This is a genomic window from Algoriphagus sp. A40, from assembly GCF_002002735.1.
In the GTDB taxonomy this organism is placed as follows: domain Bacteria; phylum Bacteroidota; class Bacteroidia; order Cytophagales; family Cyclobacteriaceae; genus Algoriphagus.
In genome coordinates this window covers 52,723-79,007 of the sequence record NZ_MUNY01000033.1, presented here as the reverse complement: position 1 = coordinate 79,007, position 26,285 = coordinate 52,723, and the positions used below count along the sequence as shown (strand labels likewise).

General features: G+C 44.0%; 21 protein-coding genes. 6 read left to right on the top strand and 15 right to left on the bottom strand.

Features of this window, described 5'->3' with window-relative positions:
- The first annotated feature begins 157 nt into the window (after positions 1 to 157).
- Both B0E43_RS24205 and B0E43_RS24200 read left to right on the top strand, forming a co-directional pair.
- Entirely contained in the window at positions 158 to 1,384 is a 1,227-nt protein-coding gene (locus tag B0E43_RS24205) for an exonuclease subunit SbcD (RefSeq protein ID WP_077346380.1), read from the top strand.
- Positions 1,381 to 4,413, top strand: coding sequence for an SbcC/MukB-like Walker B domain-containing protein (locus B0E43_RS24200; protein ID WP_077346365.1), 3,033 nt, complete (start codon positions 1,381 to 1,383; stop codon positions 4,411 to 4,413). The genes B0E43_RS24205 and B0E43_RS24200 overlap by 4 nt, the downstream gene beginning before the upstream one ends.
- Positions 4,414 to 4,830: 417 nt before the next feature.
- On the opposite strand, the gene B0E43_RS24195 is transcribed toward B0E43_RS24200, so the two are convergent.
- From B0E43_RS24195 to B0E43_RS24125, 15 genes are all read right to left on the bottom strand, one after another.
- The gene (locus B0E43_RS24195; protein ID WP_077346379.1) at positions 4,831 to 6,027 is read right to left on the bottom strand and encodes an ATP-binding protein; all 1,197 of its coding nucleotides are present in this window, start codon (positions 6,025 to 6,027) and stop codon (positions 4,831 to 4,833) included.
- Between the two features lie 220 nt (positions 6,028 to 6,247).
- Complete coding sequence (locus tag B0E43_RS24190; RefSeq protein ID WP_077346364.1) at positions 6,248 to 6,859, bottom strand: alpha/beta hydrolase; 612 nt, start codon at positions 6,857 to 6,859, stop codon at positions 6,248 to 6,250.
- Positions 6,852 to 7,802, bottom strand: a complete 951-nt coding sequence (locus tag B0E43_RS24185) for a ring-cleaving dioxygenase (RefSeq protein WP_077346363.1) — start codon at positions 7,800 to 7,802, stop codon at positions 6,852 to 6,854. Before B0E43_RS24185 ends, B0E43_RS24190 begins: the two co-directional genes overlap by 8 nt.
- Positions 7,803 to 7,858: 56 nt before the next feature.
- Positions 7,859 to 8,413, bottom strand: coding sequence for a YceI family protein (locus tag B0E43_RS24180; RefSeq protein WP_077346362.1), 555 nt, complete (start codon positions 8,411 to 8,413; stop codon positions 7,859 to 7,861).
- A 79-nt stretch (positions 8,414 to 8,492) separates the two neighbouring features.
- The gene (locus B0E43_RS24175; RefSeq protein WP_077346361.1) at positions 8,493 to 8,945 is read right to left on the bottom strand and encodes a MarR family winged helix-turn-helix transcriptional regulator; all 453 of its coding nucleotides are present in this window, start codon (positions 8,943 to 8,945) and stop codon (positions 8,493 to 8,495) included.
- Between the two features lie 289 nt (positions 8,946 to 9,234).
- Positions 9,235 to 10,035 (bottom strand): alpha/beta fold hydrolase, encoded by an 801-nt coding sequence (locus B0E43_RS24170; protein WP_077346360.1) that lies wholly within the window; start codon positions 10,033 to 10,035, stop codon positions 9,235 to 9,237.
- A 100-nt stretch (positions 10,036 to 10,135) separates the two neighbouring features.
- Entirely contained in the window at positions 10,136 to 11,728 is a 1,593-nt protein-coding gene (locus tag B0E43_RS24165) for an amidohydrolase family protein (protein WP_077346359.1), read from the bottom strand.
- Positions 11,729 to 11,862: 134 nt separating this feature from the next.
- Entirely contained in the window at positions 11,863 to 12,678 is an 816-nt protein-coding gene (locus tag B0E43_RS24160; RefSeq protein WP_077346358.1) for an enoyl-ACP reductase, read from the bottom strand.
- 64 nt (positions 12,679 to 12,742) lie between these two features.
- Positions 12,743 to 14,395: a DNA repair protein RecN gene (gene recN, locus B0E43_RS24155; protein ID WP_077346357.1), complete on the bottom strand. Its 1,653-nt coding sequence runs from the start codon at positions 14,393 to 14,395 to the stop codon at positions 12,743 to 12,745.
- 39 nt (positions 14,396 to 14,434) lie between these two features.
- Positions 14,435 to 15,337, bottom strand: a complete 903-nt coding sequence (locus tag B0E43_RS24150) for a DUF4835 family protein (protein WP_077346378.1) — start codon at positions 15,335 to 15,337, stop codon at positions 14,435 to 14,437.
- A gap of 28 nt (positions 15,338 to 15,365) precedes the next feature.
- On the bottom strand, positions 15,366 to 16,574 hold the full coding sequence (coaBC, locus tag B0E43_RS24145; protein WP_077346356.1) for a bifunctional phosphopantothenoylcysteine decarboxylase/phosphopantothenate--cysteine ligase CoaBC: 1,209 nt from the start codon (positions 16,572 to 16,574) through the stop codon (positions 15,366 to 15,368).
- A 5-nt stretch (positions 16,575 to 16,579) separates the two neighbouring features.
- Positions 16,580 to 16,894, bottom strand: coding sequence for a DNA-directed RNA polymerase subunit omega (locus tag B0E43_RS24140; RefSeq protein ID WP_077346355.1), 315 nt, complete (start codon positions 16,892 to 16,894; stop codon positions 16,580 to 16,582).
- Between the two features lie 27 nt (positions 16,895 to 16,921).
- Entirely contained in the window at positions 16,922 to 17,821 is a 900-nt protein-coding gene (locus tag B0E43_RS24135; protein WP_077346354.1) for an outer membrane protein assembly factor BamD, read from the bottom strand.
- Between the two features lie 68 nt (positions 17,822 to 17,889).
- A complete protein-coding gene (locus B0E43_RS24130; RefSeq protein ID WP_077346353.1) occupies positions 17,890 to 18,600 on the bottom strand; it encodes a T9SS type A sorting domain-containing protein in 711 nt (236 codons plus the stop codon).
- Between the two features lie 134 nt (positions 18,601 to 18,734).
- The gene (locus B0E43_RS24125; protein WP_077346352.1) at positions 18,735 to 20,402 is read right to left on the bottom strand and encodes an OstA-like protein; all 1,668 of its coding nucleotides are present in this window, start codon (positions 20,400 to 20,402) and stop codon (positions 18,735 to 18,737) included.
- A gap of 135 nt (positions 20,403 to 20,537) precedes the next feature.
- Here B0E43_RS24125 and tilS point away from each other — a divergent pair, with 135 nt between their 5' ends.
- From tilS to B0E43_RS24105, 4 genes are all read left to right on the top strand, one after another.
- The gene (tilS, locus tag B0E43_RS24120) at positions 20,538 to 21,851 is read left to right on the top strand and encodes a tRNA lysidine(34) synthetase TilS (RefSeq protein WP_077346351.1); all 1,314 of its coding nucleotides are present in this window, start codon (positions 20,538 to 20,540) and stop codon (positions 21,849 to 21,851) included.
- Positions 21,852 to 21,854: 3 nt separating this feature from the next.
- Entirely contained in the window at positions 21,855 to 22,370 is a 516-nt protein-coding gene (locus B0E43_RS24115) for a Crp/Fnr family transcriptional regulator (RefSeq protein WP_077346350.1), read from the top strand.
- 144 nt (positions 22,371 to 22,514) lie between these two features.
- On the top strand, positions 22,515 to 23,450 hold the full coding sequence (mdh, locus tag B0E43_RS24110; RefSeq protein WP_077346349.1) for a malate dehydrogenase: 936 nt from the start codon (positions 22,515 to 22,517) through the stop codon (positions 23,448 to 23,450).
- A gap of 103 nt (positions 23,451 to 23,553) precedes the next feature.
- Complete coding sequence (locus tag B0E43_RS24105) at positions 23,554 to 26,259, top strand: hypothetical protein (protein WP_077346348.1); 2,706 nt, start codon at positions 23,554 to 23,556, stop codon at positions 26,257 to 26,259.
- The last annotated feature ends 26 nt before the right edge of the window (positions 26,260 to 26,285 follow it).

The window sequence follows — 26,285 nt, the reverse complement described above, 5'->3', positions numbered from 1 at the left end:
CAATTCCTGACAAGCCACCAATCTTCTCTTGGAGGAAGCTTTGCCTTGGCTTATCTTAGTGAATAATGTTTAGTCAATCCTACAGCCTGAATTTTTTTGAAGACCTCAAACTTATTTCCCGCTGCTGTGGACTGCTGACTGTTGACTGTTGACAAAAATGAAAATCCTCCATACTGCAGACTGGCATCTCGGAAAGCGCCTTCAGGAATATTCCCGCCTCGAGGAGCAAAAGCTCGTATTGGACGAAATCTGCCAGATCGCCGATCAGCAAGATGTCGACCTCATACTTCTTGCAGGAGACATTTTCGACACCTTCAATCCAACCCACGAAGCGGTCGAGCTCCTCTATAAAACCCTCCGCAGATTATCCAAAAACGGTACCCGTCCTATTGTTGCCATCTCGGGTAATCACGACAGCACACAGTTTGTCGAGGCACCAGATCCACTTGCACGGGAACTGGGGATCCTCTTTTACAGCCGTTTTGACACGGTGATTCCTATTGGGAAACTGGACTCTGGGACGGAAATCACCCAGTCAGAAAGTGGTTTTCTTGAACTGAAATTGCCGAAATTCAATTTCCCGACACGGATTCTTCTCGCTCCCTATGCCAATGAGGTCAGTTTGCGCACCTATCTGGGCGAGGAAAATAGGGAAGCGGAATTCCGTTCTATTTTGGCAAACAAATGGAAACAAATCGCAAATAAATATTGCGATGAAACCGGCGTTAATCTCTTTGCCGGACACTTCTTCTTTACCAGGGAAGGTGAAAAACCAGAAGCCGAACCCGAATCTGAGCGCCCTATCCTCCATGTGGGCGGGACTCAGGCACTTTTCACCCAGAATATCCCAAATCAAATCCAATACGCAGCTCTGGGACATTTGCACCGATACCATGCAGTCAGTCATGACACTATCCCGGTGGTGTATTCAAGCTCGCCTTTGGCATATTCATTCAGCGAAGCCGAACAGGAAAAAAAAGTGGTCATCATCGAAGCTGAACCCGGAAAACCGGCCTTCTTCCGTCCAATCGGTCTGAAGCAGGGACGTCCGCTGATTCGCAAGAAATTTGACAACCTTCCCGAAACCCTTCAATGGCTGGAAGATAATCCCTATTGCTTTGTCGAAATCACCTACGAAACCGAGGAATCAATCGACGCTTCGACCCGAAAAGCAATCATGAAGGCGCACGATGGCATCGTCAGCCTGATTCCCCAAATCAAAAATCCTGCTGGTCAGGAATCTTTTCAGCTTCATGTGGATGACCTGAGCAAAGACGTCGAAAGTCTGTTTCGGATGTTTTACCAAAGTGAAAAAGGGCAAGAGCCCAACCCGGAAATCCTCATCCTTTTCAAAGAAATCATTAGCCAAAACGACCCCGCATGATCCCTGTACGACTGGAAATCGAAGGACTTTACTCCTATCGGGAAAAACAAACCGTGGAGTTTGACCAACTGACAGCAGCCGGCTTGTTCGGGATTTTTGGAGCTGTGGGCAGCGGCAAGTCTTCTATTTTGGAGGGGATCCTTCTTGCGCTCTATGGCAGTACCGAACGTTTGGCCGCAACAGGCGAGCGCTCCAGCATGGTCAATCTGCAAAGTGACCAGTTACTGATCAATTTTACTTTCCGTGCCGGAAAAAACAACGCCCAGACCTATCTCGCCCGCTATTCCGCCAAGCGGAACAAAAAGGACCGAGAGAAAATCGATACCGGAGAGCATACTTTTTACACCTGGAGAAATGGAACTTGGGAAGCTACCGACCAAAACGCGGAGCAGTTGATCGGCATGCGAAAAGAGCACTTCAAACAAACGGTGATTATTCCTCAAGGGAAATTCCGGGAATTCATAGACCTAACACCAGGACCAAGGGCGGAGATGATGCAGCAGCTGTTTGGCTTGGAGCGGTTTGATCTTTCATTCAAAACAAGCAGTTTGCTCAAAATAGCCAGGGAGGAAAAAATCCGTCTGGAAACCCAGCTCAATGGACTTTTAGACATCTCCGAAGATGGTCTGAATAACAGAAAGTCTCAATTCGCGGAACTGAAAAATCAAAATGAAGAAGCCGATCAGAAGCTGAAAAAATCCGAATCGGATTTTCGACAAATGGAACTCATCAGAAAATCCTACTTGCAACTTCTGGAGCAAAAGCTGGTCTTGACGGAATTGGAAAACCGGAAATCTGAAATCGAGGTAAAAAGGCAAGTTCACAGGGAATTTATCACCGCCAAAACATATTTACGGCCGGTGTGGGATAGACTCAACGATGCCAAAAAAGACCTGGAGAAGAATCGCGTCAGTGTCACCAACTGCGAGCGGTTTAAAATCACCTTCCGAAAAGAAGTGGAAGATCTAGAGGAAGAGGCAAAAGAACTGGTCAAGAAAAACGAGGAACGTTCCGCAAGGGAAGCCAAGATTCGGGATCTGAAAAAAGTGATTGAAATCAAGGAACTCGAAGAAAAACTCCGGGAATCCAGCAAATCTCTGGAAACGCTCCAACCTGAAATCGACGAGAAAAAATCAAGTCTCAAAACCCAGGAAAAACAGCTTGCTGAATTGGAAGAAAAGCTGGAAACATCTGCCAATCCCGATGCCAATTTGCTTTCCGAACTCAAAAGTGCTACCCGCGATCTGAGCCTCTGGCAGACAAAACTCAGCGACCTCAAACGAATCCAAACAGCGTTTCTGAATGAAGAAAAGTCCATTTCTGCCCAATTGGAAGCTATTCTTGGGAAAATACCTGCGGATGAAAAAAACCTGGAGACTTGGGCGAAAAGTCAAAAAGCGAGAATTCACGAATTGGAATCGGAGCGGGAAAAGGTGCTGAGAAAACAAGGCTTGAATGCACATGCACACCTGTTGATTCCAGGCGAACCCTGTCCCTTTTGCGGATCAACACATCATCCGGATCCGATCAAGGCAGAAGCTGACCTTCGGGAAATCCGCGAAAAAGAACTTTCCATCCAAAAGGAAAAGGACTACTTGGAACAAATCCTTTCGCTGATTCAGAAGCAAAATGAACTGGGAATTCATCTGGAAAACCAACGAAGAAATGGCAAAGAAAAGGTCACAGAAATCCAGAATTACGAAACTCAACTGAATGCGCTTTCGGCCAGATTGAACGACTTGGAAGTGGCGGATTTGACCAAACTGGATGCTCAAATTCAAATCCTAAGTGAGTCCAGCACATACCGGGAAAACCTCCTGAAAGAAATCCAAAGCCTACGAAAAGGCTGGCAATTCGGCCGAGAAGCAATGGAAAAAGCGGAAAAATTACTCCAACAAGCGCAACTGATTCATCAGACTTGGCTTACTCAGATCAGAAGCAAAAAAGAGGAAATCAAGGATCCAACATTTTGCCTTCCTTTCTTTTCCAAAGAAACCGAAGCGATCCGCACCATGATCTCCAATGTCACCAAAGACATAGAAGATGCAGTGAAACTGCTCAATGGCATGCAAAAACACCTTCAGGAAAAGCGGGCAGAACAGATAAAAAACCTGTCTGATTTGGAAAATTTCCAAAACAGGGTGCGAGAGCTGGAAGTAAATGTAGCAGGGTTCGGAGCTGATTTTGAAAAGCTCAAAATCGAGTACGGATTTACCGATGAAGAAGCTTTAATCCGGATTTTCCACCATTCCATCGATGCAGAAAAAGCCGATCTGGAAATCCGACAATTCGACCAAAAACTCTCCAACACGCTTTCCCGAATTGCGGAATTGAAGGCAGAGGTTGGAGTTGAGGCTTTCTCGGAGGATAATTTTCAAAGGCTCAGAGACGAACTCCAAATCTTCAAAACCGCTGCTTTGGAAATCCAGGAAGCACTGATTTTACTTCAGGAAGACATCAAAACCTTTACCCAAAAGTTGGCCGACAAAATTGTTTTGCTCAAAGCGTTTTCCAAAACCGAATACCGGGAAAGCAATCTCCGAGAGCTAGACAGACTTTTCCAAGGCAAAGGTTTTGTCAAATACGTCAGTTCAATTTACCTCCGTGAGCTCTGCAATACTGCCAATTTGCGATTTATGAAGCTCACCAAAAACAGCCTGAGTCTGGAAATTGACGAGGACAACACCTTTTGGGTAATGGATTATCTGAACGGCGGGAAAAAGCGGCTTCTCAAAACACTATCCGGAGGACAGACTTTCCAGGCATCCCTTTGCCTGGCACTGGCTTTGGCAGAAAAAGTAAAAGCCCTCAATCAGGCTGATCAAAGTTTTTTCTTCCTCGATGAAGGCTTCGGTGCCTTGGACCGCAATTCGCTCCGAGTGGTTTTTGAAACACTCAAGGCACTTCGGCACGAAAACCGCGTGGTCGGCATCATCAGCCACGTGGAAGAACTCCAGCAGGAAGTTGGAGTCTATGTCCAAATCGAACTTGACCCGGATCGAGGCTCGCAAGTGAGTTATTCGTATTAAGAAAGGTTCGCCACAAAGGCACTAAGGCACAAGAAGAAAATTCCCGCAGATCATTTGGTTCAAGCTTTAGGACCCAGAATGGTTCAAGTCTTCTGACTTGGACCACTGTAATGCAGTCTTCAGACTGCTGTTTAACTATTAATCTATGATTGAGACAGTCCAAAGACTGCATTATCCTAAGCACAAGTCGAAAGACTTGCGCTAGTTATTCAAGAAATCTGTGTCTTTTTCTGCGAAAATATGCGGGAACAAATTCTCCAAATCTCGAAAAAAATACATGAAATCCGATTTACTTATCTTATTGAGTAATTTTACTCATTACATTGAGTAAATTTAAAAAAAGTGGTTTTAATTATTGATTTACAGGTATTTACAAAACAATTATTAAGCGAAAAAGACAGCCAAAATGACTGTCTTTTAGGAATACAAACTCACAATATCCATCTGAAGGAAGTCTTCCCAAGGAATCCCATCCGTGCCGATGACCAGGGCCTTTTCCGGTTTGTAGGTCTTGACAAAAGCATTCTTTCCGCTCAGACCCCCAACTTTAGAAGTTTTCACCTCCAAAGCAATGATGCGCTTTTTGTATTCGACCACAAAATCCACCTCATCATTTCCCTCCCTCCAATAGTAGATGGAAATTTTTTTGTCTTTGAAAGACTGATTGAGCAGATGTGCTCCGACAGCGGACTCCACCCATCGGCCCCAGGCTTTGTGATCTGCCTGCAGTGTTTCAAAGGTCTCATTGGAAATTCCGGACATGATGGCGGTATTATGCACCATGAATTTGGGACTGGAAGATCTCTTGCGGACCAGATTGGGGCTGTATTTTTCCAGCCCTCCCAACAACCCGGCTTCATTGAGCAGTTCCAGGTAATTGGACAGCGTAGTTGTATTGCCGGCATCGGCAAGTTGACCCATCACTTTGGTGAAGCTGAGCACCTGACCGGAATAGGCCGACCCAATCTCAAACAGCCGCTTCATCAGTGCCGGCTTGTCGACTCGGGTCAGCATCAGGATATCCCTGGAAATACTGGTTTCGAGTAGGGAATCCCGCACGTAGCTTTTCCAGCGATCTTCGTCTTCTTTAAGCGCAATCGCGCCGGGATATCCTCCATACCAGATGTATTCTTCGGGACTGAGACCGAAGGCTTCCTTCATTTCACCATACGACCAATGTCCCAAATACATCGCCTCGAATCTCCCAGCCAAGGACTCTGTCAATCCCTGCTGAAGCATCAATCGCGAAGATCCAAGCAAGATCACCCGAATGTCCCGCTCTTCCATCGTATCCCGATCCCACTCGGCTTTGACCTGCTCACTCCAGTTGTCGATCTTTTGCACTTCATCGATGACCAAGAGGTAGGGAGTCTCGGACGAAAGCTGCTGCTTTGCCCGGGCATTTTCCCATTGCTGTGCAATCCATACCTGATCACTGGCAGGCACCGCATCTGCAGCCTCCAGGGAATGGGGAATATTCAAATCTCGGATTACCTGACGGGCCAAGGTTGTCTTGCCGACTTGGCGAGGGCCATAAATCACCTGGATAAACCTGCGGGGCTCATGCTGGAGTCGGTTTTGAATCTGGATTTTTTCAGGCCTCTGGTAAGTCATTTCCATTTTACTCAATGTACTGAGTAAATTTACTCAATACATTAAGTAAATTTCAAATATAGATGCCATTTTGTTTATTTTCAGTCACTTACAAAATAATTATTAAGCCAAAATTGAAGCCTTTCATCGCAGACTTAAGCTGATTTTTGAGTGGCTTTCAATGAATCAAGCAAAAAAATACCCCGGCAACCTGCCGGGGACTTTTTAAACTAAATAGACCTTACAAGAAAATCTTTTGGTTTACCCAGTTTATTTCTTCTTCCCTGATCGTGTGATCCGGGTCATCAAATAATTCTACTTTTATCTCAGCCCCCATTTTGCGGAGCAAATCTGCCGAATCGGTGATCCTTTTGGCAGAGACGTGAAAATCACGTTCACTGCTACCGATGTATATGGAAGTTCCCTGAAAATCACCTGAATAATTTTCAGGCTTCAGTTTTTCACCGATCAATCCTCCGGTAAATGCTACGATTCCACCCATTTTTTGAGCATTCCGAGCCGAAAACTCCAGGCTCAAGCAAGCTCCCTGTGAAAAACCAAGAACAACTACGTTTTCTGGAGCAATGCCTGAATAAAGAATTTCGTCCCAAACTTCTTTTAGAACCTTCAGGGAATTTTCAAGCGCAACTTTATTGCCCTCATCAGAAGCCATAAACCCAAACGGATACCAGGAATTTCCGTTCGCCTGAGGTGCCAAAATTGCATAATCGGTCAAATTGAGGTGGGGAACGAGCGAAAGAATACTTTCAGCGGTTGCACCACGACCATGAATCATGATTATTGCCTTTTTTGCCTCGGACAACGGAAGCCCTTTTCTCTTTATCTCAAGCATAAGCTTCGATATCCAGTTTAACTGGGGTCAAATTCTTTTCGATCTTTTCCCTGCTTGGCTCAGCCCATTCCGGTAGCTTAATCAATTCTCCCAAATGTGCCTCATCTTCATCAATCGCAAAACCGGGTTCATCCGTAGCCACCTCAAACAAAACTCCTCCCGGCTCTCGGAAATAGATTGACTTGAAGTAGTTTCGGTCCTTGACCTCGGTTACCATGTATCCATTTTGCATCAAGATTTCTTGAATTGCTAGCTGAGAAGTGGCATTTGCAGTTCGGAACGCAATGTGGTGGATCGTTCCAGCACTTTGTACACCACGGTTTCCGGACTTGTCGATGACAATATCAACGATATCACCCGGCTTCCCTTGGGTTCCGTATCGAAATCTTTCGCCTTCCTGACCTATCAATCGGTAGTCCATGTGACGGGTCAAAAGCTGCTCCGTCAGTTCTTTGGCACGAAGATTCAATGTCGCTCCATAGAATCCTCTGATCGAATGCTGTGCCGGAATATGACCATAAGTCCATCCCGGCCGGTCATCCTGATCATTGGCAACAAGCTCTATTCCCATGCTGTCATGGTCTTCAAATCGGACCAGCCTTTCTCCAAATCTGGTTTGAACATCCGAAATCGTGATTCCGAATTTCTTCAAACGCTCTATCCAATAGTCCAATGAATCTTTCCCGATGGAAAAGGCCGTATAAGTCAGCTCCCCCGTTCCTTTGGAGCCTTTTCTTGCGCCTGTGAACGGGAAAGTAGTGAAAACCGTCCCCGGTCTGCCCAACTCATCACCAAAATAAAAGTGATAGACGTCGGGAGCATCAAAGTTGATGGTCTTCTTCACCAACCTCAATCCCAAGATTCCGGAGTAGAAATCGACATTCTGTTGAGGATTTCCGGCAATCGCTGTGATGTGATGGATGCCGGTGATTAATGGTTTCATGGTTGTTCCTTTCTTTTTTGGGTTAAAAAAAGCTGCCCGAAGGCAGCTTTCGTTAGTTACGCTATAGCTTCTTCGGAAACTTCTACTGGTTGTTTGACCAGCTGGACGCTCAGATGCAATCTTACTTGATCACTGACCACCACACTTCCTGCTTCGGTCACTGCAGACCAAGTCAAACCAAACTCTTTTCGGGAAATTTTGCCTTCGATCTCAAATCCGGCTTTGGTCTGTCCCCAAGGATCAGCCACTACTCCGCCAAACTCCACATCAAGTTCTACTTCCTTCTTATTTCCCCGGATTTCCAGTTCGCCAACCAGCTTGTGCTCGCCGCCTACTTTGGTGACATTTCCAGAGAAAGTCAATTTAGGATAATTCTCTGCATCAAAGAAATCCGCAGATTTCAAGTGCGCATCCCGGTCTTTCTGATTGGTATTGATGCTGTTTACTTCTGCGGCAAAGCTCACTTTTGCTCCTTCGAAATCGTCATTGGCAGATTCTGCAGCTCCTTCAAATTCCTTGAAAAAACCTGTAACAGTTGAAATCACCAAGTGCTTCACTTTGAAAGATACTTCTGAGTGAGTTGTGTCGATACTCCATTTTGTAGTGCTCATAATTGGTCTTATTTATTTGTTTTTGAAAATTAATTTGTGTTCACATTATTTGTATAGACATTTATTTGTCTAAATTTTTTTAACCCCTCAGCTTGTCCAACAAATCATTGAGCTGGATCGCCTCGTCATTCGTCAGATTGATATATTGGACGTTACTTTCCTCCACTTGCTTTTGAATCGTTTTCAGCAATTCAAGCCCTTTCTCTGTAATCAGGATATCCACTTGCCTCCGATCCGCCGGACATTCATTTCTTTCGACAAGACCTTTCATCTTCAGTTTTTCTACCAGACGGGAAGCATTGGACATTTTGTTCAGCATGCGATCTTGAATGGAGGACACCGTCGTGGGCACTCCGTTCTGACCTTTCAATATTCTCAAGACATTGTATTGCTCAGGAGAAAGATCATGGGGCTTGAACAGCACACTCTGAGCAGTCACCAAATAACTATGCGTGAAAATCAGATTCACCACGGCTTTGTTAAACTGATCTTTGAATTCTTTCTGCTGAATAGCATCTTCGATCTTGCCCATTTTATTTACAATTGATTTTAATGTATATACATACAAATGTAAAAAAAGGTTTCACATGCCAAAAGAAAAATCATAAAAACTTTGATGCTTAATCACTTCGAATCTAAAAAATGGCCCAATTGAAGCAAAAAATGGATATACCGGCTAAAAAATAAAACCAAAATCCACTTGGCAAAATCACACAAAAACTAAGAAAAGATCCAACACGTCAACTTCACCTTTGCCTTTACTCCTGTTAATTGGATCTCTGTAACCCGCACTTTCTCCTCAATCCAAAAAAGGATTCCATCTATGTCCTTTCCTTGAGCCATTCTGCCAATAAATCATTAACAATTTCAGGCTTCTCGATGCAAGAACTGTGTCCTGCTCCTGAAATCAATTGCAAACTCGCCCCTGTGATGGCCATCTGAATGTATTTGGCTTTTTCAGGTTTGGTGGCCACATCTTCGTCACCGACAATTATCAGGGTTGGGCAGGAGATTTTAGATAATTCGTCTTCAATTCCTTTCCTGTAAATCACCCCCTCAACCGGTCCGGTGATGGTCTTTTTATTTGAAGCCAATTCCTTTTTCCAATATTTAATGGAAGCGGTATTGGCTGCATTTGAGAGCCAACTCTCCGCAAACATGATATGCATCACTTTGCTGGCAACGGGAGGAATGACTCCCAGCCATTTCACAATACCATTCAAGGTTTTGTATTTTGGGAGATTTTCGACCGGTTCAGAATTGGCTGAGGTTTCCAACAAAATAAGACTTTTGATCAATTTAGGATGCCGGGCCGCAAGTCTCATTCCGACAAATCCACCCATAGAAAGTCCCGCAAAATGTACCGGACCTTGGGAAAGTTCCGTGATCAGTGCAGCGGAATCTTCAGCTACAGTCTCCAGGTCGAATGGTCCCTTGACTTCACTTTGCCCTTGCCCTCGGTGATCATAGGCGATGACCCGGTAGTTTTTACTCAAAAAATCAATCTGAGCTTGAAACATCCGATGACTCCAAAGAAGCCCATGTGAAAAAACGATTGTCTCATTTCCGGACCCTTTTTCAACATAGAAAAGCTTGACTCCGTTGGCTTGGATGGTAGGCATAAAAATGAATGAATATCGGGTTGAATAGTGAATATAAAAAATAAAGAACGGGAGGTTTAAATTTCTCCCATTCTCCATCGATAAGTTCAAATTTTCAGACTTATTCCCAATCCAAACCTGGTTGGGTGATTTTAGCACCATCCTTTGCTTTTTGCTCATCCACGATTTTGCGGACATCCTCCAGCATTTTTTTGGCATCATACACGATTCCGTCTTTGACGGTGTATTTGACCCCACCAACCCGGACCGGTTCATTGTTTTCGTTGATTCTTATAGCACCCGTACCGTAGAGGACTTTAAGGTTCTGAAGTGGATTTTCTTCCAAAATCACAAAATCAGCCAATTTACCTACTTCAACAGTCCCGATTTCTTTTTCCATACCCAAAGCCTCAGCACCATACATCGTTGCCGAGCGGATCACCTCCAATGGATGAAACCCTGCCTCTCTCAACAATTCCAACTCCCGGATATAAGCAAATCCATACAACTGGTAGATAAACCCTGAGTCAGATCCGGCTGTAACCCGGCCACCACGGTTTTTGTATTCATTCACAAAAGTCATCCAAAGGCGGTAGTTTTCTTTCCACAAAACTTCCTCCTCTGTGGTCCAGTCAAACCAATACGATCCATGGGATTGTCGGCTTGGCGCATAGAATTTCCAAAGTGAGGGAAGCGTATACACTGCATGCCACTCTTGGGTGCGGGCTCTCATCAGATCCCGGTTAGCTTCATAGATATTAAAAGTCGGATCCAGAGTAAAATCGAGCTCAAGCAATTCATTCATTACTTTGTTCCAATGATCTGAATAAGGTGGGGCAGCTTGTTTCCAGAGTTTTCCCGCTTCGGCAAATCTGTGCTGCTCATTTTGATAATTGTAATCCAGACGGAAATTTTGGATAGTCTGATTTTCAAAAAGTGCTTCCGGCAAACCATACCAATGCTCCATAGATGTCAGGCCGGCTCGGGCTGAATTCAGGACATTCCATCTGGCAACGTCCAGTTGCTGATGGTGCATGATGGATCGAAGTCCGATTCTTTTGTTTTCGGCGATTGCCACTTCCATGACTTCAGGTTTCGCCCCAAAAAACTTAATGCCATCGGCACCTTTGGCTTTGTTTTCATTGACCCAGGCCTTGGCCTGTTCAGCAGTAGTGATGGGCTTCTCGGATTTCTGACCAAAAGAAGTGTAAGCGAGTATCCTCGGAGCCGTTATTTCATTGGCAAGGGATTTCTTTTTCTGATCCAAAACCCAATCCAATCCATTACCGGCTGAGGGATCCTTAATGGTTGTGATGCCGTGAGCCATCCAGAGTTTATATACGTACTCGGCAGGAGTACCCTGTCCAGTTCCTCCAATATGTCCGTGACTATCCACAAACCCTGGAAGCAGGTAATGGCCTTCCAAATCCAGAACCTTTGTGTTTTCATCAGCCTTGGGACGTCGGTTTTCACTGATAGGAAGACCGGGATAGCCTACAGTTTGGATCTGGGTGATTCGGTTCTTTTCAACAACAATATCCACCGGGCCAACTGGCGGTGCACCTGTCCCGTCAACTAGGATGACTCCGCGAATAATCAGTTTGGTATAAGGCCCCTCGCCTTCCGCTCTGGGCGGAGCTGGAGTGATCTGGCAGAATGACTGAAAAATCAATCCAATCCCTGCAAAAGCAGTGAGTAAAATTCGTTTTAACATAGTATTGATGGCTTTTTCGTGTCAATAAGATAGGACAAAAAGCATCAGGAAAAAACGGAAATTAGACGATCGGATATCCACAAAAAAAAGCCCGACTGCAAGCAATCAGGCTTTCCTGTCACAGATTAGTGGTTTTATAAATCTTTAAATTTCTCCATTATATCTTCAGAAATTCCTGTGTAGGAATAGCCTCCGTCATGGAAAAGATTCTGCATGGTAACCATTCTGGTCAAGTCAGAGAACATCGTCACAATGTAATCCGCACAAGCTTCTGCCGAAGCATTGCCCAGCGGAGATAGAGCCTCTGCAAAGTTGTAAAAGGAATCAAATCCTCCGATTCCTGAACCTGCAGTGGTTTTGGTTGGGGATTGAGAAATGGTATTTACTCTCACCTTCTTCAATTTGCCATAGCGGTAGCCGTAGCTTCTGGCGATGCTTTCAAGCAGCGCTTTTGCGTCAGCCATATCGGTATAAAAAGGAAATACACGTTGGGCGGCAATATAAGACAGACCTACAATAGATCCCCATTCTTTCATTGCGTCCATTTTCTCTGCTACATGCATCATTTTATGGAAAGAGATAGAAGACACGTCGTAAGACTTCATTGCCCACTCGTAATTCAGATCTCCGTAGTTACGTCCTTTTCGGATATTGGGGGACATTCCGATGGAATGCAGCAAAAAATCAAAGTCAGAACCCAAAAACTCCTTTGCCTCAGCATATAGTTTCTCAATATCTTCCACCACTGTCGCATCCGCAGGGATTACGATGGTGTTGCATTCTTCTGCAAGTTCTTTGATTGCACCCATTCTCATTGCGATCGGGGCATTGGTGAGAACAAATCTTCCACCTTGTTCCTTAACCTTCAGGGCAGTTTTCCAGGCAATTGAGTTTTCATCCAGTGCACCTGTGATGATCCCTACTTTTCCTTTGAGCAAATTTTCTGGCATATAGCTTTTTGGATTGATTTCAAAAATTCGAGGTAAAAATAGGGAAATTTTGGGATTACCCTGCTCAATTGAGCAAGAGCTCCCTGGCACTCTCCACAGCGGAGGCCGATGGATTGGCTCCGGCTATCATTTTTGCAAGCTCAGAAATCCGGTCTTCAGGAGCCAAAAGCCGGATTTTACTGACTGTTTTGTCCGAGGAATTGTCCTTATAAACGAAGTAATGAAGGTCTCCTTTTGCTGCTACCTGGGGCAAATGGGTGATACAAATCACCTGATGTCGGGTGGCAATTTCCTTCATCATCCTTACCATCTGCAAAGCTACTTCTCCTGAAATGCCTGTGTCTATTTCATCAAAAATCAAGGTTGGGAGAGCCATTTTGTCTGCCATCAGAAATTTGATGGCGAAAAGCAACCTGGAAAATTCCCCGCCGGAAGCCACTTTCTTGAGCGCCTGTGGTGTACTCCCTTTGTTGGCTGAAAAGAGCAATTCCACTTCATCCAATCCGGAAGAAGAAGGCATGACAGTTTTATGCTCCAATTGAATCCTTGCGTTTTCCATCCCCAGACCGGAAAGCAAGACTTGGAGCTCTTTTTCGAATGGACCAAAACAAGATTTTCGTTTTTTGGTCAAAACCTCCCCAGCTTGAATCATGGTTTCCTGGGTTTCTTTCAAGGCTTTTTCTGCTATAGACAGCCTTTCATCCAGGTTTTGAAACTCGAAAACTTTGTCTGCCAGATCACTTTCGATTTTCATCAATTCCTCCACTGAATTGGCGCCGTGCTTTTTTTGAAGTTGGTAGATTCTGCTCAGCCGATCCCGAATTTTATCCAACTTTTCAAAGTCGATCTCCACTTTGCTTTCCTCATCAGTAAGCGTATCAACCAAATCTTTTACTTCAATCAAGACACTTTGAAACCGCTCTCTTAACTCAGAAAATTTATGTGCGAGGCGTTCCAGCCCAAGCATTCCATGAAGAATCTGGCCCATTCCCTGAATTACTCCAAACTGCTCTTCTTGAAACAAGGCAAGCATTTCGTTGATTTTGAGTTTGATCTCCTCTGCGTTTTCAAGGACTTCCTGTGTGGATTCAAGATCAGCCTGCTCGCCCATTACCAAAGACAGAGCACTTAATTCATCCAATTGGAATTGGTTGAAATCAGCTTCCTTTTGCAGTTCCAGGGCTTTTTTCTTCAGTTCCTCGTAATGGGTTTTAGCTTTTCGAAAGGCATTGAAGGTTTTCCGATAGGTTTCCAATTCAACTTTGGTCTGTGCAAAAGCATCCACCAAAGCCAATTGGTAACTTCCCTCTCCCAATTGAAGCGTATCGTGTTGGGAATGAACATCCATCAGTTTGGCTCCAAGGATTTTCAAAGAATCCAAAAGAACCGGAGTGTCATTCACAAAAGACCGGGATTTTCCCCCTGGGCTGATTTCCCTTCGGATAATGCAGGTTTCTTCGTAATCCAATTCTTCCTGCTCAAAAAATCCCTGAAGGCCGTATTCTCCGATTTCAAACACTCCTTCCACCACGCACTTCTTGTCTTCATGAAGTAGGACTTTGGTGTCTGATCGATTTCCAAGCAACAGGCCTACGGCTCCCAGCATGATGGATTTACCGGCACCGGTTTCGCCTGTAATCATGCTCAGCCCCTTGCTGGGCTGCATGTGTAGTTGATCGATCAGTGCGTAATTGGAAATGCTAAGCGATTTGAGCATAGACTGGAATGGCTTTGGGCAAAGCTAAAAAAAACCGACTTAGCTTCTCAGTAGCTCGTTGTACTTTCTGGCGTTATTTGGATCCACTTCCAAAAGCAACTTCACCGCTTCATCCCGGATTTCGAAGGGTGCACTTTTGAGAACTTCCGCAATTTCATCCGATTTGGCATCCACAAATGAAATCGTGAAAATTCCGTTTGGCTGGAGTTTGTTGGCCTCTGCTACCAGCCGGATGGCTTCGAGGATATTCTTATAAGCGCTTTCCGGATCCGTTTGGATCATATCCATTCCTTGCCTGTGATAGAGGTAATAGGCATCTCTGATCGAAGAATAAATAGTGGAAACGTAGATATCATTGATCAACCAATAACGGCTCCGCCGGTCGGACTGGGATTGTACCCAGCCAGGCCGGCCAGATTGCTGGGCATTGTTGACAATATCATTGGCAACTGCGAAAAATGGATTACCTCCCCGGCTGGAAAAGGTGTCATAGTCTAATCCCAAAGCGATATGGGCATAAAAAGCCAAGAGGGAACTGATATTGTTCAGGAATGTGAATCGGTTAAATTCCAAGGGCTGGGACTCCAGATATTCAAAAGTCCAGTTGCGGTCTGCATAATTAAAAATCAAAGATTCGTAATTGGTGCCGTAAACTGGCCTGACTACCTGAACTTGAACTGTGGCATTGTAAACACCAACCTGAGGCACCTCATTGATGGTGATCAACAGATTTCCTTTGATCCGTTCCTCTGGGCGATATTCATCATCAGTCCATGAGCGGCCATTGAGAAATTGCTCAAAGTTGGTCTTCATCTGGTTGAAAATATCCGTGTTTTGAATTCTGGAGCGGTCACTGTTGATGATCACTGTAAAATTCAACTCCTGGGCCTGGACGCCTTGGACAAAAAAATAGAGAATAGCCAGAAGTCTGAGTTTTGTCATAGGCCTAAAATAGGTAAAATCCCAAAGCTCAAATCCAAACCGGTGCTTTTTTGATTTCATCCAAAATCAAATCCGCCACCTCAGATTTGGGAATAAGGCCGGAATCTATCTTCATTCCATCTCGGTCGAATATTTTCACCCGATTGGTATCGTGCTGAAATCCGGCACCTTCTTCTCTTGCTGAATTCAAAACGATCAGATCAAAGCTTTTCTTATCCAGTTTTGCTTTTGCATGGATCTCTTCGCTCTCGGTCTCCAATGCAAAACCCACATGAAGTTGTCCCGGCTTTTTTGATTTCCCGAGCTCCAAAGCGATATCCACATTCTTTTTTAGCAAAATGGACATTTCGGAGTCGTTCTTTTTTATCTTTTCCGGTGCAATTTCCACGGGAGAATAATCCGCCACTGCAGCTGCAAAAACACAAATATCCATTTGGGAATGAAGCTTTTTTGATGCCTCATACATTTCATCAGCAGATCTTACCATAAAAAAATGGAAATCCCCGGGATTGATTGAGACCGAAACTGGCCCGGAAACCAAAAAAACCTCAGCCCCTCTTTCTTTAAAGGATTTGGCAATGGCCAAACCCATTTTGCCGCTGGAATGGTTGCTGATAAATCTCACAGGATCCAGCGCCTCCTGGGTTGGACCCATAGTGATCAATACTTTTTTACCCTGAAAGTCTTTTTTTTTTCTGAAGAACTTTTCTACCTGGGCTAAAATATGCTCAGGCTCCATCATCCTTCCCTGACCAGATAGGCCGCTTGCCAATTCACCGCTTTCTGCATCCAACAGGATATTTCCAAAGGACAAAACCTTGCGAAGATTTTCCCGAACGGAAGGATGCTGATACATATCCAGATCCATAGCCGGAGCGAGCATTACCGGGCAGCGTGCGGAGAGATAAGTTGCAGAAAGAAGGTTGTCACAAAGGCCATTGGCAAATTTTCCCAAGGTGTTGGCGCTGAGGGGGGCGACAATAAAAAGATCCGCCCAAAGGCCCAATTCTACATGATTGGTCCATTCCCTTGTGGTTTGATCTGCAAAAGCAGAAAATACAGGGCGCTTGGACAGGGTCGCCAAAGTGAGAGGGGTGATAAAATCAAAAGCTGAAGTGCTCATTATGATTTGCACTTCAGCTCCAGATTTGATGAGTAGGCGAGTCAAAAGGGCAGACTTATACGCAGCAATGCTGCCGGTCACTCCAAGTAGAATCCGCTTACCCTGAAGGTTCATTGGGATTACTCAGCTACCTCCTGCTCGGGGAATCTGTAGTATACTTTACCTTCCATAAACTCTTCCATAGCCATAGTAGATGGCTTAGGCATACGCTCATAAAACTTGGAGATTTCGATTTGCTCCTTGTTTTCAAATACTTCTTCGAGATTGTCAACGGTGGAAGCAAACTCGGAAAGTTTGTTGTTCAATTCTTCCTTAAGGTTGGTAGAAATCTGCTTTGCACGCTGCCCCACGATGTGAAGAGACTCATAGATGTTGCCGGTTTTGTCAGCAATTTTATCCAGGTCACGCGTTACAATGGATGGGTTGATAGCCATACTATATTTGGTTTAAAATTTTCGAATTTATTTATTCTCTGTGTTCGATTTGGACTCAGAGACCACTTTTGCCTCGGCTGCAGCAGTTCTATCGGCAATTTCCTTCTTGAGCTTATGATAGGATTCAAGCTCTTTTTTGGTATCGATTTCATATTCCTGCACCTCACCAAGATAGACACTGCTTGGGTATTTTCTGTAGAAAGTATTTGCAAAGGTAACAGCCTGGTTAAGCCGTTCTTCTTTTTTGTCAAAGGCTGAATTTTTAGCATAACCAAATCCGACTTCTACCAGTTTGTAGGCCAGTTCTTCGTTGTGCTTGCTTTCTGGATAGTCTTTGGTGAAATTCTGGAAATTGATAATACAGGCACGATAAAAGTCGCCTGGAAAAAGGCCGTCTTTTAACCTGTAGTACATTTGGGTTTCGCTGAAGGCTTTTTCCTCAAACCTGTTTTCCAAATCCGTCAACATTTCCATCGCCCGTTCATAGCTTGCTGATGTAGGAAACCGAGTCACAAATTGTTGAATAGCCGACACAGCTTCCTGGCTGCTCTGCTGGTCAAGATTGTAATCCGGTGCATCAAGGTAAAGCGAGTAGGCATTCATAAAAAGGGCCTCTTCAGCCAAAGGGCTTCTGTTATAAGTCCTATAGAAAGTATTGAAATACCCTGCAGCCTCAATATACCGCTTCGTCTTAAAGTGGCAGTTGGCATAGTTGTATTCCGCCATTTCAGCTTTTTCCGAACCTTTGATTACAGGCAGGACTTTTTCGTAAAGGATTATTGCCTTTCCGTATTCTCCTTCTTGGTAATATTTGTTCGCTCCATTGTAGAGCTCTTCCCAATTGGTGCTTTTTTCCAGTTTGGAAAAAGGTCCGCAGGATGCCAATAGAAACAGAACTGAAAGGAAAAGAAGGGATTTTGATTGCATGCTCATTTTCAAGACCGCAAATATACGGGTAAATTGTTCGTATTCAAATGTCTGAATTGGGTTGGGATTTACTTCTTGACTTGAAGTTTTTTGGTGACAATGTTCTTGTTGTCAACGAATAGAGTGTAGAAATAGACTCCTGGCTGAAAATCGGTCACATTGATAACCAAGGAATTCCGCTCGGGATCCAGTTCATATTCAGCAATCGGATTTCCGATAAAACTGTTGATTGTGATTTTTGCTTTAGCTTTTGGATTCACCAATTGATAATCCAACTGGGCAACACGATTACTTGGATTGGGATAGATTTCACTCAATTTGATGTCTTTGTGGGCAAAGTCTGCCTTGGAGACTGTGGCAACTTCATATCTGGCTTCAACGACGAAGTTTTCACGAATATTTTCAGCATTCACAAAAAACAAATCAAAACTGCCCCTTGTCTCTGCAATTCCCATTTCAAACTCCAGATACAAATCAGTAAATATCTCACCCGGCGCGAGCTTCAGAGAAATCTTTGAAAGATCTCTTTTGGAATCAAAACACTGGTCTTTTAGGCAGATTTTTACTTTCTGAGAAGAACCAACACTTCCCCTGACATTTTTAAGAATATAGGTTTTAGAAAGATTGGACTCGTTTTGGAGAATGACCGTCTTGCGCTGAGAAGAACCTATGTCACCGGAAAAATCCACCACCTCACTCAGCACACGCACTTGCTGAGCGCCAGCCAAAACAGGCGCAAATAGCAACAGCCATGTAAAAAATCTGAATAAGGACTTCATGTAAAACTTTAATCAATAGAGGCTGAAAATTGGTTTCTTCGGATATTAATATACGCACAAAATTACTTTTTTGATTTCCTATACAATAAAATTGTGGGTTAATTGTTGTTAAGCTTTTGAAAAAATAAAACTCCCTAAAGGTTGTCTTTCTTCAATACAGGAGTCAACATCTTTTTTACAGGTGTCAAACCCGATTTTTTAAGTTTTTCCTGAATTTGATCATCGGTTGGTAGTTCAAGTCTGATATCAGGATCGTTGAAAAAATTTACTGCTTCTGGATCTATTTCCACTGGTTTTCTCCAACTATCAATGGCTTCACGGTCAGGCTTTTCCTCAATTCTCCAGTTAAATCCCTCCAATTTGGAGACCTTTTCATCAATTTTTTGGACTGGAGTAAACTTCCCGTCCGGCCGGATCCCGAAATTGGCCTTTCTTATGGCACCGTCCTGAAAGGTTAGTTTGATATTTGCGCTTAGAATCCGGTTGATCCCCTGCGTGAGAGTATCCGCTTCCAGGGCATAATACAAGGACTCCCCATTGCCGTCGATTTCAAGCTTTTCGACCTGACCTTCCTTAAAATAACCCGTCATAGACCGCCCCTTCATCTGATTGAAATTGAGCAAAGTATCGGTCATGATAGCAAAGGCTTTGTCTTTCATAAATACACGATCCAACTCTTCATTGGCAATGAAAAAAACCATCGAATCGGCTGATATTTGGCTTTTATGGTTCCACATCACCGGGTCCTGAAATAGCTGGATAGATGAATCCGAGTAATTGTACACCAGGGAATCCGCAACTCCAGCCAAATCCGTTTTTACTAATTTGATTGATTTAAAAGCAAGCAAATATTTGGCGGTATCTGACTCACTGTCATGTGATATCAGCGTGTCGGCAGTCATAAACAGGGTATCCGTCTCAAAATATTTTCTGACCAAGGCATTGCCATACACCTTGCTGTATTTTCGTTCTTCCCAGTATTTTCCGTTGTCACCGAAAACCTCCACTTGCCGCTCTTTATTCAAAACCCGGACGTCCTCTTTTCCTTCGTAATAGGCATTCACCTCATCATAAAACAATTCCTGGGCTTTCACACGACTCTCTTCAGTTTCGACAATTCCGTCAAAAAACCGGAATTGCTTCTGTTGGGTATCATAAAAGCTCCCTTTTTGCGCGTCTAACTTATACCCTTCTTTGGAAATTATGTTAGTTAATCCCTTTGTTTCTGCAGTTTTTGGGATTGTAAGGTAGATGAGATTATTGGTCTTCATCGTGTAGTCCGGATTGACCAAAATCACATCTTGGCTAAAAGTAATCTTCTCCAGATTGATTTCATAAAACCCACGCTCACTGGTCAGAACATTGGTTGAATCCACCACTTTCCCCCCATTGAAATAAGTGGCAACATTCATTTCACGGTTATAGTCCAAGTAATCCGTGGTAAGCGTTGTTTCCTGATTGGTAAAAACCACATTTCTCCGAAGCTTGGCAACTTTCGTATTGCCATCATACTCGGCGTATGAACTGGTCGTGGTGATGGGATCTTCGACATCCTGAATTCTTACTTTTCCAAAAAGCTGAGCCCTGTTTTCCGCCCTGTAAAAATAAGCCGAATCACAAAAGATCAGAGAATTCTGATGCTTCATCTCCACATTTCCCAGTAAGCGCTCAAATCCACTCGCTCCTTCCAAAAGATCAGCATTATTAATTTCAAGGGTGGAAGTCTCTTGGCCAAGGCTTTCTCCTGAAATCGACACTATAAATAAAATGGAGAATAAAATGTAGAGAAAGCGGATTTTCATAATTCCTTAGATGTCGGCAAAATTAGAAGAAAGCTGGGTAATGCTGCATTTCATGCTATAATTAAGTCACAAGTTGCAAATACCTAAGAGCACCATTGCTGACACAATTTCCGAAGAAAAGGCTATTTTTGACCAATGCTCGAAGCTTTTCAATCCCAAACAAAAACACTTTTCGATCCTAAGTCGACTTACTTGCTGGCCTGCAGCGGCGGGATGGATAGCATGTGCCTTGCTTCCCTTATGGTAAAATCCGGGATTCCTTTTGAAGTCGTCCATATCAATTTTCAACTACGGGGAAACGAAAGCGACGGTGACCAGGAGTATGTCCAAAATTGGGCCGAAAGCCATGGAATCACCTTTCACTTGAATCTGGCTGAAACCGGATCTTATGCAAAATCCAAAGGGATTTCAATCCAAATGGCTGCAAGAGAAATTCGATATCGGATTTTTGAGGAAATCAGATCGGAAAGGAAACTCCAAGGAATCCTCCTTGCCCATCACGAAGACGATCAGTTGGAAACAATTTTTCTCAACTTGCTTCGCGGCACTGGGATCGAAGGTATTTACGGAATGGCGGAGCGAAAAGGTTGGTTGATCCGCCCTTTGCTGACTTTTTCAAGAGCTGAAATCCAGACCTACATGATGGAAAACAAGCTGACTTGGCGAGAAGACAGCTCCAATGAAAAAGACGAATACAAGCGAAACAACCTTAGAATCAACGGACTACCTGCAATTTTTGGCCTAGAACCTGATGCCCGAAAAAATCTATTGACAAGTTTCAGTCGGCTTAAGGATACAGGCAGGGCTTTTGGCGGACTTTTCGAAAATTGGAAAACGGAACAAATACGGGAAGATCATCCCTATCAATTCCTGCCTTATCCAGCCATCCAAAATCAACCCGGTGCCGCCACTTTGATATACTTTTGGCTCAGGACTTACGGCTTCAATTCAGATCAGGCCCAATCCATCGCAGAAGGATTAGAGCAGCCTAAGCCTGGGACAATTTTCAAAAGTCCGGGCTATTTGATCCATTTTGATCGGAATGAATTGGTTTTGGCGCCTGAGCCGGAAAGTTTTGAGTCACTCTTTCTGGGTGAAACTAGCAACGAACTCCAACTGCCGGAAGGAAAATATAAACTGATCCGGCAGGTATATCCAATTCAACTGGACAAAAATCCACTTCATGCCCAATTGGATGCATCAATTTTGGAATTTCCACTTGAAATCAGGACCTGGCAAGAGGGGGATAAATTTGTGCCGTTGGGGATGAATTCAACAAAAAAAATCTCGGACTTTTTGATAGATATTAAAATGCCTCTCGCTAAAAAACAATGCGTAAAAGTCTTAGTTTCAGGTGGGGAAATCGCTTGGGTAATTGGACTGAGAATCGCCGACTGGGCCAAGCTAACTCCTGCTACTCAACGTATCCTCTATTTCAAAAAAGACTGATCCATGCTGAATCCATTTTCCAAAACATTTGATGAGGAGCAACTGAAAATGTTTGATTTTATGCAGGGAATCAAGTTTTTTGAGCGGCTTCGTCAAAAAGAACTCGCGAGATTTCTCCCTGCCATGCATCACCGTAAGTACATTATGGACGAGGTGGTATTTTTCAGCAAAGACCCAAGCCAGGCTTTGTACCTGCTCAAAAGCGGAAAAGTAAACCTTACCATAGATATCAAGGATAATTTTGAGACGATAGTGGAAGTGAACAAGGGGGAAGCTTTTGGAGAAAATTCACTTTTGGAAAATGCGAAAAGAACCTACACTGCTCTGATCAATTCCGACGAAGCAGAATTGATCGTCATTCCCCACTTTGCCATTCAGGAGATTTTTGACAGCAATCCCAAGATCAAAGCAAAAATGATGACTTCATTGGCTGAATATTACAACGCAAACAACCAACGGCTTTTCCGATCCTACCGCGAATCTTTCGGCTTTTTCAGCCTCCGGCAGATGTTTGAATAAGCAGCTTATCCGCGACATTTTTCATTTATCAAAAATCACGAAATCAGGCCAAACTATTCTTGACCTAGCTTCGATTCCTAGTTGTTGTTTAATATCTTAGCGCCGCTTTTTAAGGAAGTAATAATTAAATAAACACATAAAATCATGAGCAAAGTAACCGTAGTAGGTGCAGGTAACGTAGGTGCAACCTGTGCCGATGTTTTAGCTTATCGCGAAGTAGCCGAAGAAATTGTTTTAATTGACATCAAAGAGGGTATCGCCGAAGGCAAAGCCCTTGATATCTGGCAAAAAGCCCCCATCAATCAATACGACAGCCGCACTGTAGGCAGCACCAACGACTACAGCAAGACTGCAAATTCAGATGTAGTTGTCATTACTTCCGGACTTCCCCGTAAGCCAGGGATGACTCGCGATGACTTGATCGAAACAAATGCAGGTATCGTGAAGTCGGTGACCGAGAATGTGGTAAAACACTCTCCAAATGCAATCATTATCGTGGTTTCCAATCCATTGGATGTCATGACTTACCAAGCACACCTCACTTCCGGATTTAACAGAAACAAAGTAATCGGAATGGCCGGAATCCTGGATACCGCTCGCTATAGAGCTTTCCTTGCCGAGGAATTGAATGTGTCTGGAAAAGAAATTCAGGCAATCCTGATGGGTGGTCACGGTGACACCATGGTTCCGCTTCCTCGTTATACCACAGTGGCAGGTATTCCTGTGACGGAATTGGTGGCAAAAGACAAGCTGGACGCCATCATAGAAAGAACCAAATTTGGCGGTGGAGAACTGGTGAAACTGATGGGTACTTCAGCATGGTATGCACCGGGATCTGCAGCTGCTCAAATGGTAGAAGCGATATTGAAAAATCAGAGAAGAGTATTCCCGGTATGTATCAAACTTGACGGAGAATATGGCATCGACGACTGCTACCTGGGAGTACCTGTAATCCTGGGCAAAAACGGTGTGGAAAAAGTGATCGAACTCGATCTGAACACCGAAGAAAAAGCTTTGCTTGAAACTTCCCGTGGTCACGTGAAGGAAGTAATGAACGTTTTGGACAAACTGTCTAAATAATTCCATCTCAAAAATTGCCTAGACCTAAGATTCTCCGAACAAAAACGGAGTTTCTTAGGTCTATTTTTTATATTAAGCCGATCGAATCACCCCTCGTAGCTCAGTGAAAATCTGGAAAAGTCTTTTGGTACTCTTTGCAATTATTCTGATTGCCTGGGGCGGCTATTGGGTTTACCTAAATTTCTTTTCCTCCAAGAAAATCAACAGTCTGGAACTCGTCAGGTCGGATGCGGTATTTGCCTTTGAAACGGATCAGGCTGACCAAACCTGGAATGAACTGGTCAATCAGCCCATTTGGAGTATTCTGTCGCAGCTTCCTGCATTTTCAGAAACTGAAGACCAACTGCTCAGTTTAGACAGCCTTAGCGGGGCTCAAGGTGAAATCTCCAAGACTGTCCGGGGAAAACAAGTTACCATTAGCTGCCACGCCACTGGCATAGATAGTTTTGAGTTGATGTTTTCTGTCAATTTTGGAGCAAATTCTCCGGTGGATTTTTTGGAAAAAATCAAATCCAGAGCGCCAAAAAACATCCGTGTCCAGTTAAGAAAATACAGTGACCTTGATGTTATAGAATTTTTTGGAGCAGAAAACTCAAGAAAATGGTCAGTTACCATTTTGGGAAATGTATTGCTTGTCTCCTCCTCCTCTTTTATTATCGAGGAAGCTATTCGACTCTATATCAGCGAGGATCAAAACTCCCTTGCATCGAAGTTGGGTGAGGAATTAAAAGGTACTTCAGGACTTGGTAGATTGATCCTTTCAGCTCAGGGGATTTCAAAACTTCTTTTGGGAGTCAGCTCCAACCGCGACAACCTCTTGGGAACAGAACTTGCTCTGAACGAGTCAATCTTGGCAATGAATCTGATTTTTGAAGAAGGTCAGGTGACTTTTCGGGGACCGTTGATTCAGAAGGAAGCCATAGACTTCACTCCTTCAGTACAAGCCAATTTCCCCGAAATCCAGCAGGTAATTTCCAGTAGGACCCAATCTTTGACACAAGTAAACCTGGATGGAATCTTCGAAGCACAAAAACTCCAAAATGCGGCCTTTTCACCCAAATCAACAATCAGCGGCGAAATCCAAACCCGGTTGACAGACCGGGGTTTTCTGGATAATTTTTCCGGGGAATTCTATTTTCTGGAATTGGAAAATCTGGGAAATGAAGTTCAAAACCAGGTTTTACTGTCAAGAACTCTGGCACCGGCTCAAACTTTTGCTTTTTTGAAAGAATTCAGAAACGGGACAGACTCCGACCAATCGGATTTCTATCGCGATTCTGAAATCTTATATTTTCCTGAAGAAGAATTTCCTGCTCACCTGTTTGGCGGTAAATTTCCCGGCTTTGCCCAGACACACCTCAGCCTGGTCGGAGAAATTCTGATTATGGCCAATTCTGCCGCGGGGATGAAAATGATCCTGGACGATTTTGCAATGGGAAACACTTGGGCCAAAGCCCCAGAATCCGTGATCGAACCAAAATCCATTCATCCGGCTGCTGGGTATTCCAAAAACTTCTACTTTGGAAAAATTTGGGAAAAGTGGGAGGAAAACAGCAATCCAGCCTGGAGTCCATTTCTGCAGAGATACGAAAGCCTTTTCAAAGCTTTCCCTTACCTCAGTCTCCGAATCAACCAAATCGGTGGAAGCCCTGAGGCCACGCTGACCATCCCTTATAATTCAGGTGAAAAAGTGGTGGTCAAAGACGAAACCGGGTTAAATCTCACTCCGTTTCATTCAGTGAGCCTGCCACAGGCAATCACATTTGGACCCAAAAGCATCCTCAATTTCAACGACAAAACAGAAGACCTTGTAGTCCAGGATGCCGATCACAACCTTTATTTGATCAATTCTGCCGGAGAAACTGTCTTCACCCAGCAGCTTTCTGGGCCGATCGTCTCCGAAGCTTTTCAAATTGATTTCCTTAAAAACGGAAAACTCCAACTCCTGCTTGCAACTGCCGAAAAGCTCTATGCAATCGACCGCTTGGGAAATTCTCTGCCGGGATTTCCTGTCTCGTTAGGCAATGAAAAAATAACACATCTGAATCTTGCTGATTACGAAAACAACAGGGATTACCGCTACTTTCTTTCCACCCAATCCGGCAACTTGTGGCTTTTGGATCGCAACGGCAAAGAGCTTGAAGGCTGGAACCCGATGAAATTGGGAGAAAGATCAGTTTTGGCTCCAAGGCATGTCCGAGTGCCGGGAAAAGGGGATTTTATGGTGGCGCAAACTGATAAAGGGAAAGTCTATTTCTTCAACCGACGTGGAGAAAAACAGCCTGGCTCCCCTCTTGCACTGGGAAATGAATTTGTCAGCCCTGCAAAGATCACAACTGGAAGCGGCGGGAACAGCCTGAAAATTTCAGCCATTTCTAAGTCCGGTGAGTTGATCCATGCGGGTTTTGGTGGCGAAATTTCCTACCGAAATCAGTTGATAAAGTCAGATCGGGATGAAAGTTTCGAACTTCTGGCTGACCAATCCGGACATTCCTTGGTGATTTTATCCCGACAATTCTCAAAAACCCTTGTCCTAAATGATCAGGAAAAGGAATTGTTCACCCTAGCCCAGGCAGGTGAAAAGCTATGGTTTGGTTATTTTGATTTTGGATCTGATAGAAAAATCTTGGCCGTATCAGACCCTGAGCAGGGGTTTGGATACTTGTATGATCTGCGGGGAAATATGCTGACAACTACACCTCTGGAAAGTGAAAGGATCATTGAGATTTCCCATCAACCCACCAAAAATCAATACCTGATCCGGACGGTAAGCGGTAAAAGAATCCTGGAATACAGGATGCCCGATTGATCTCCAAAACCCCGCAAGACAATTAG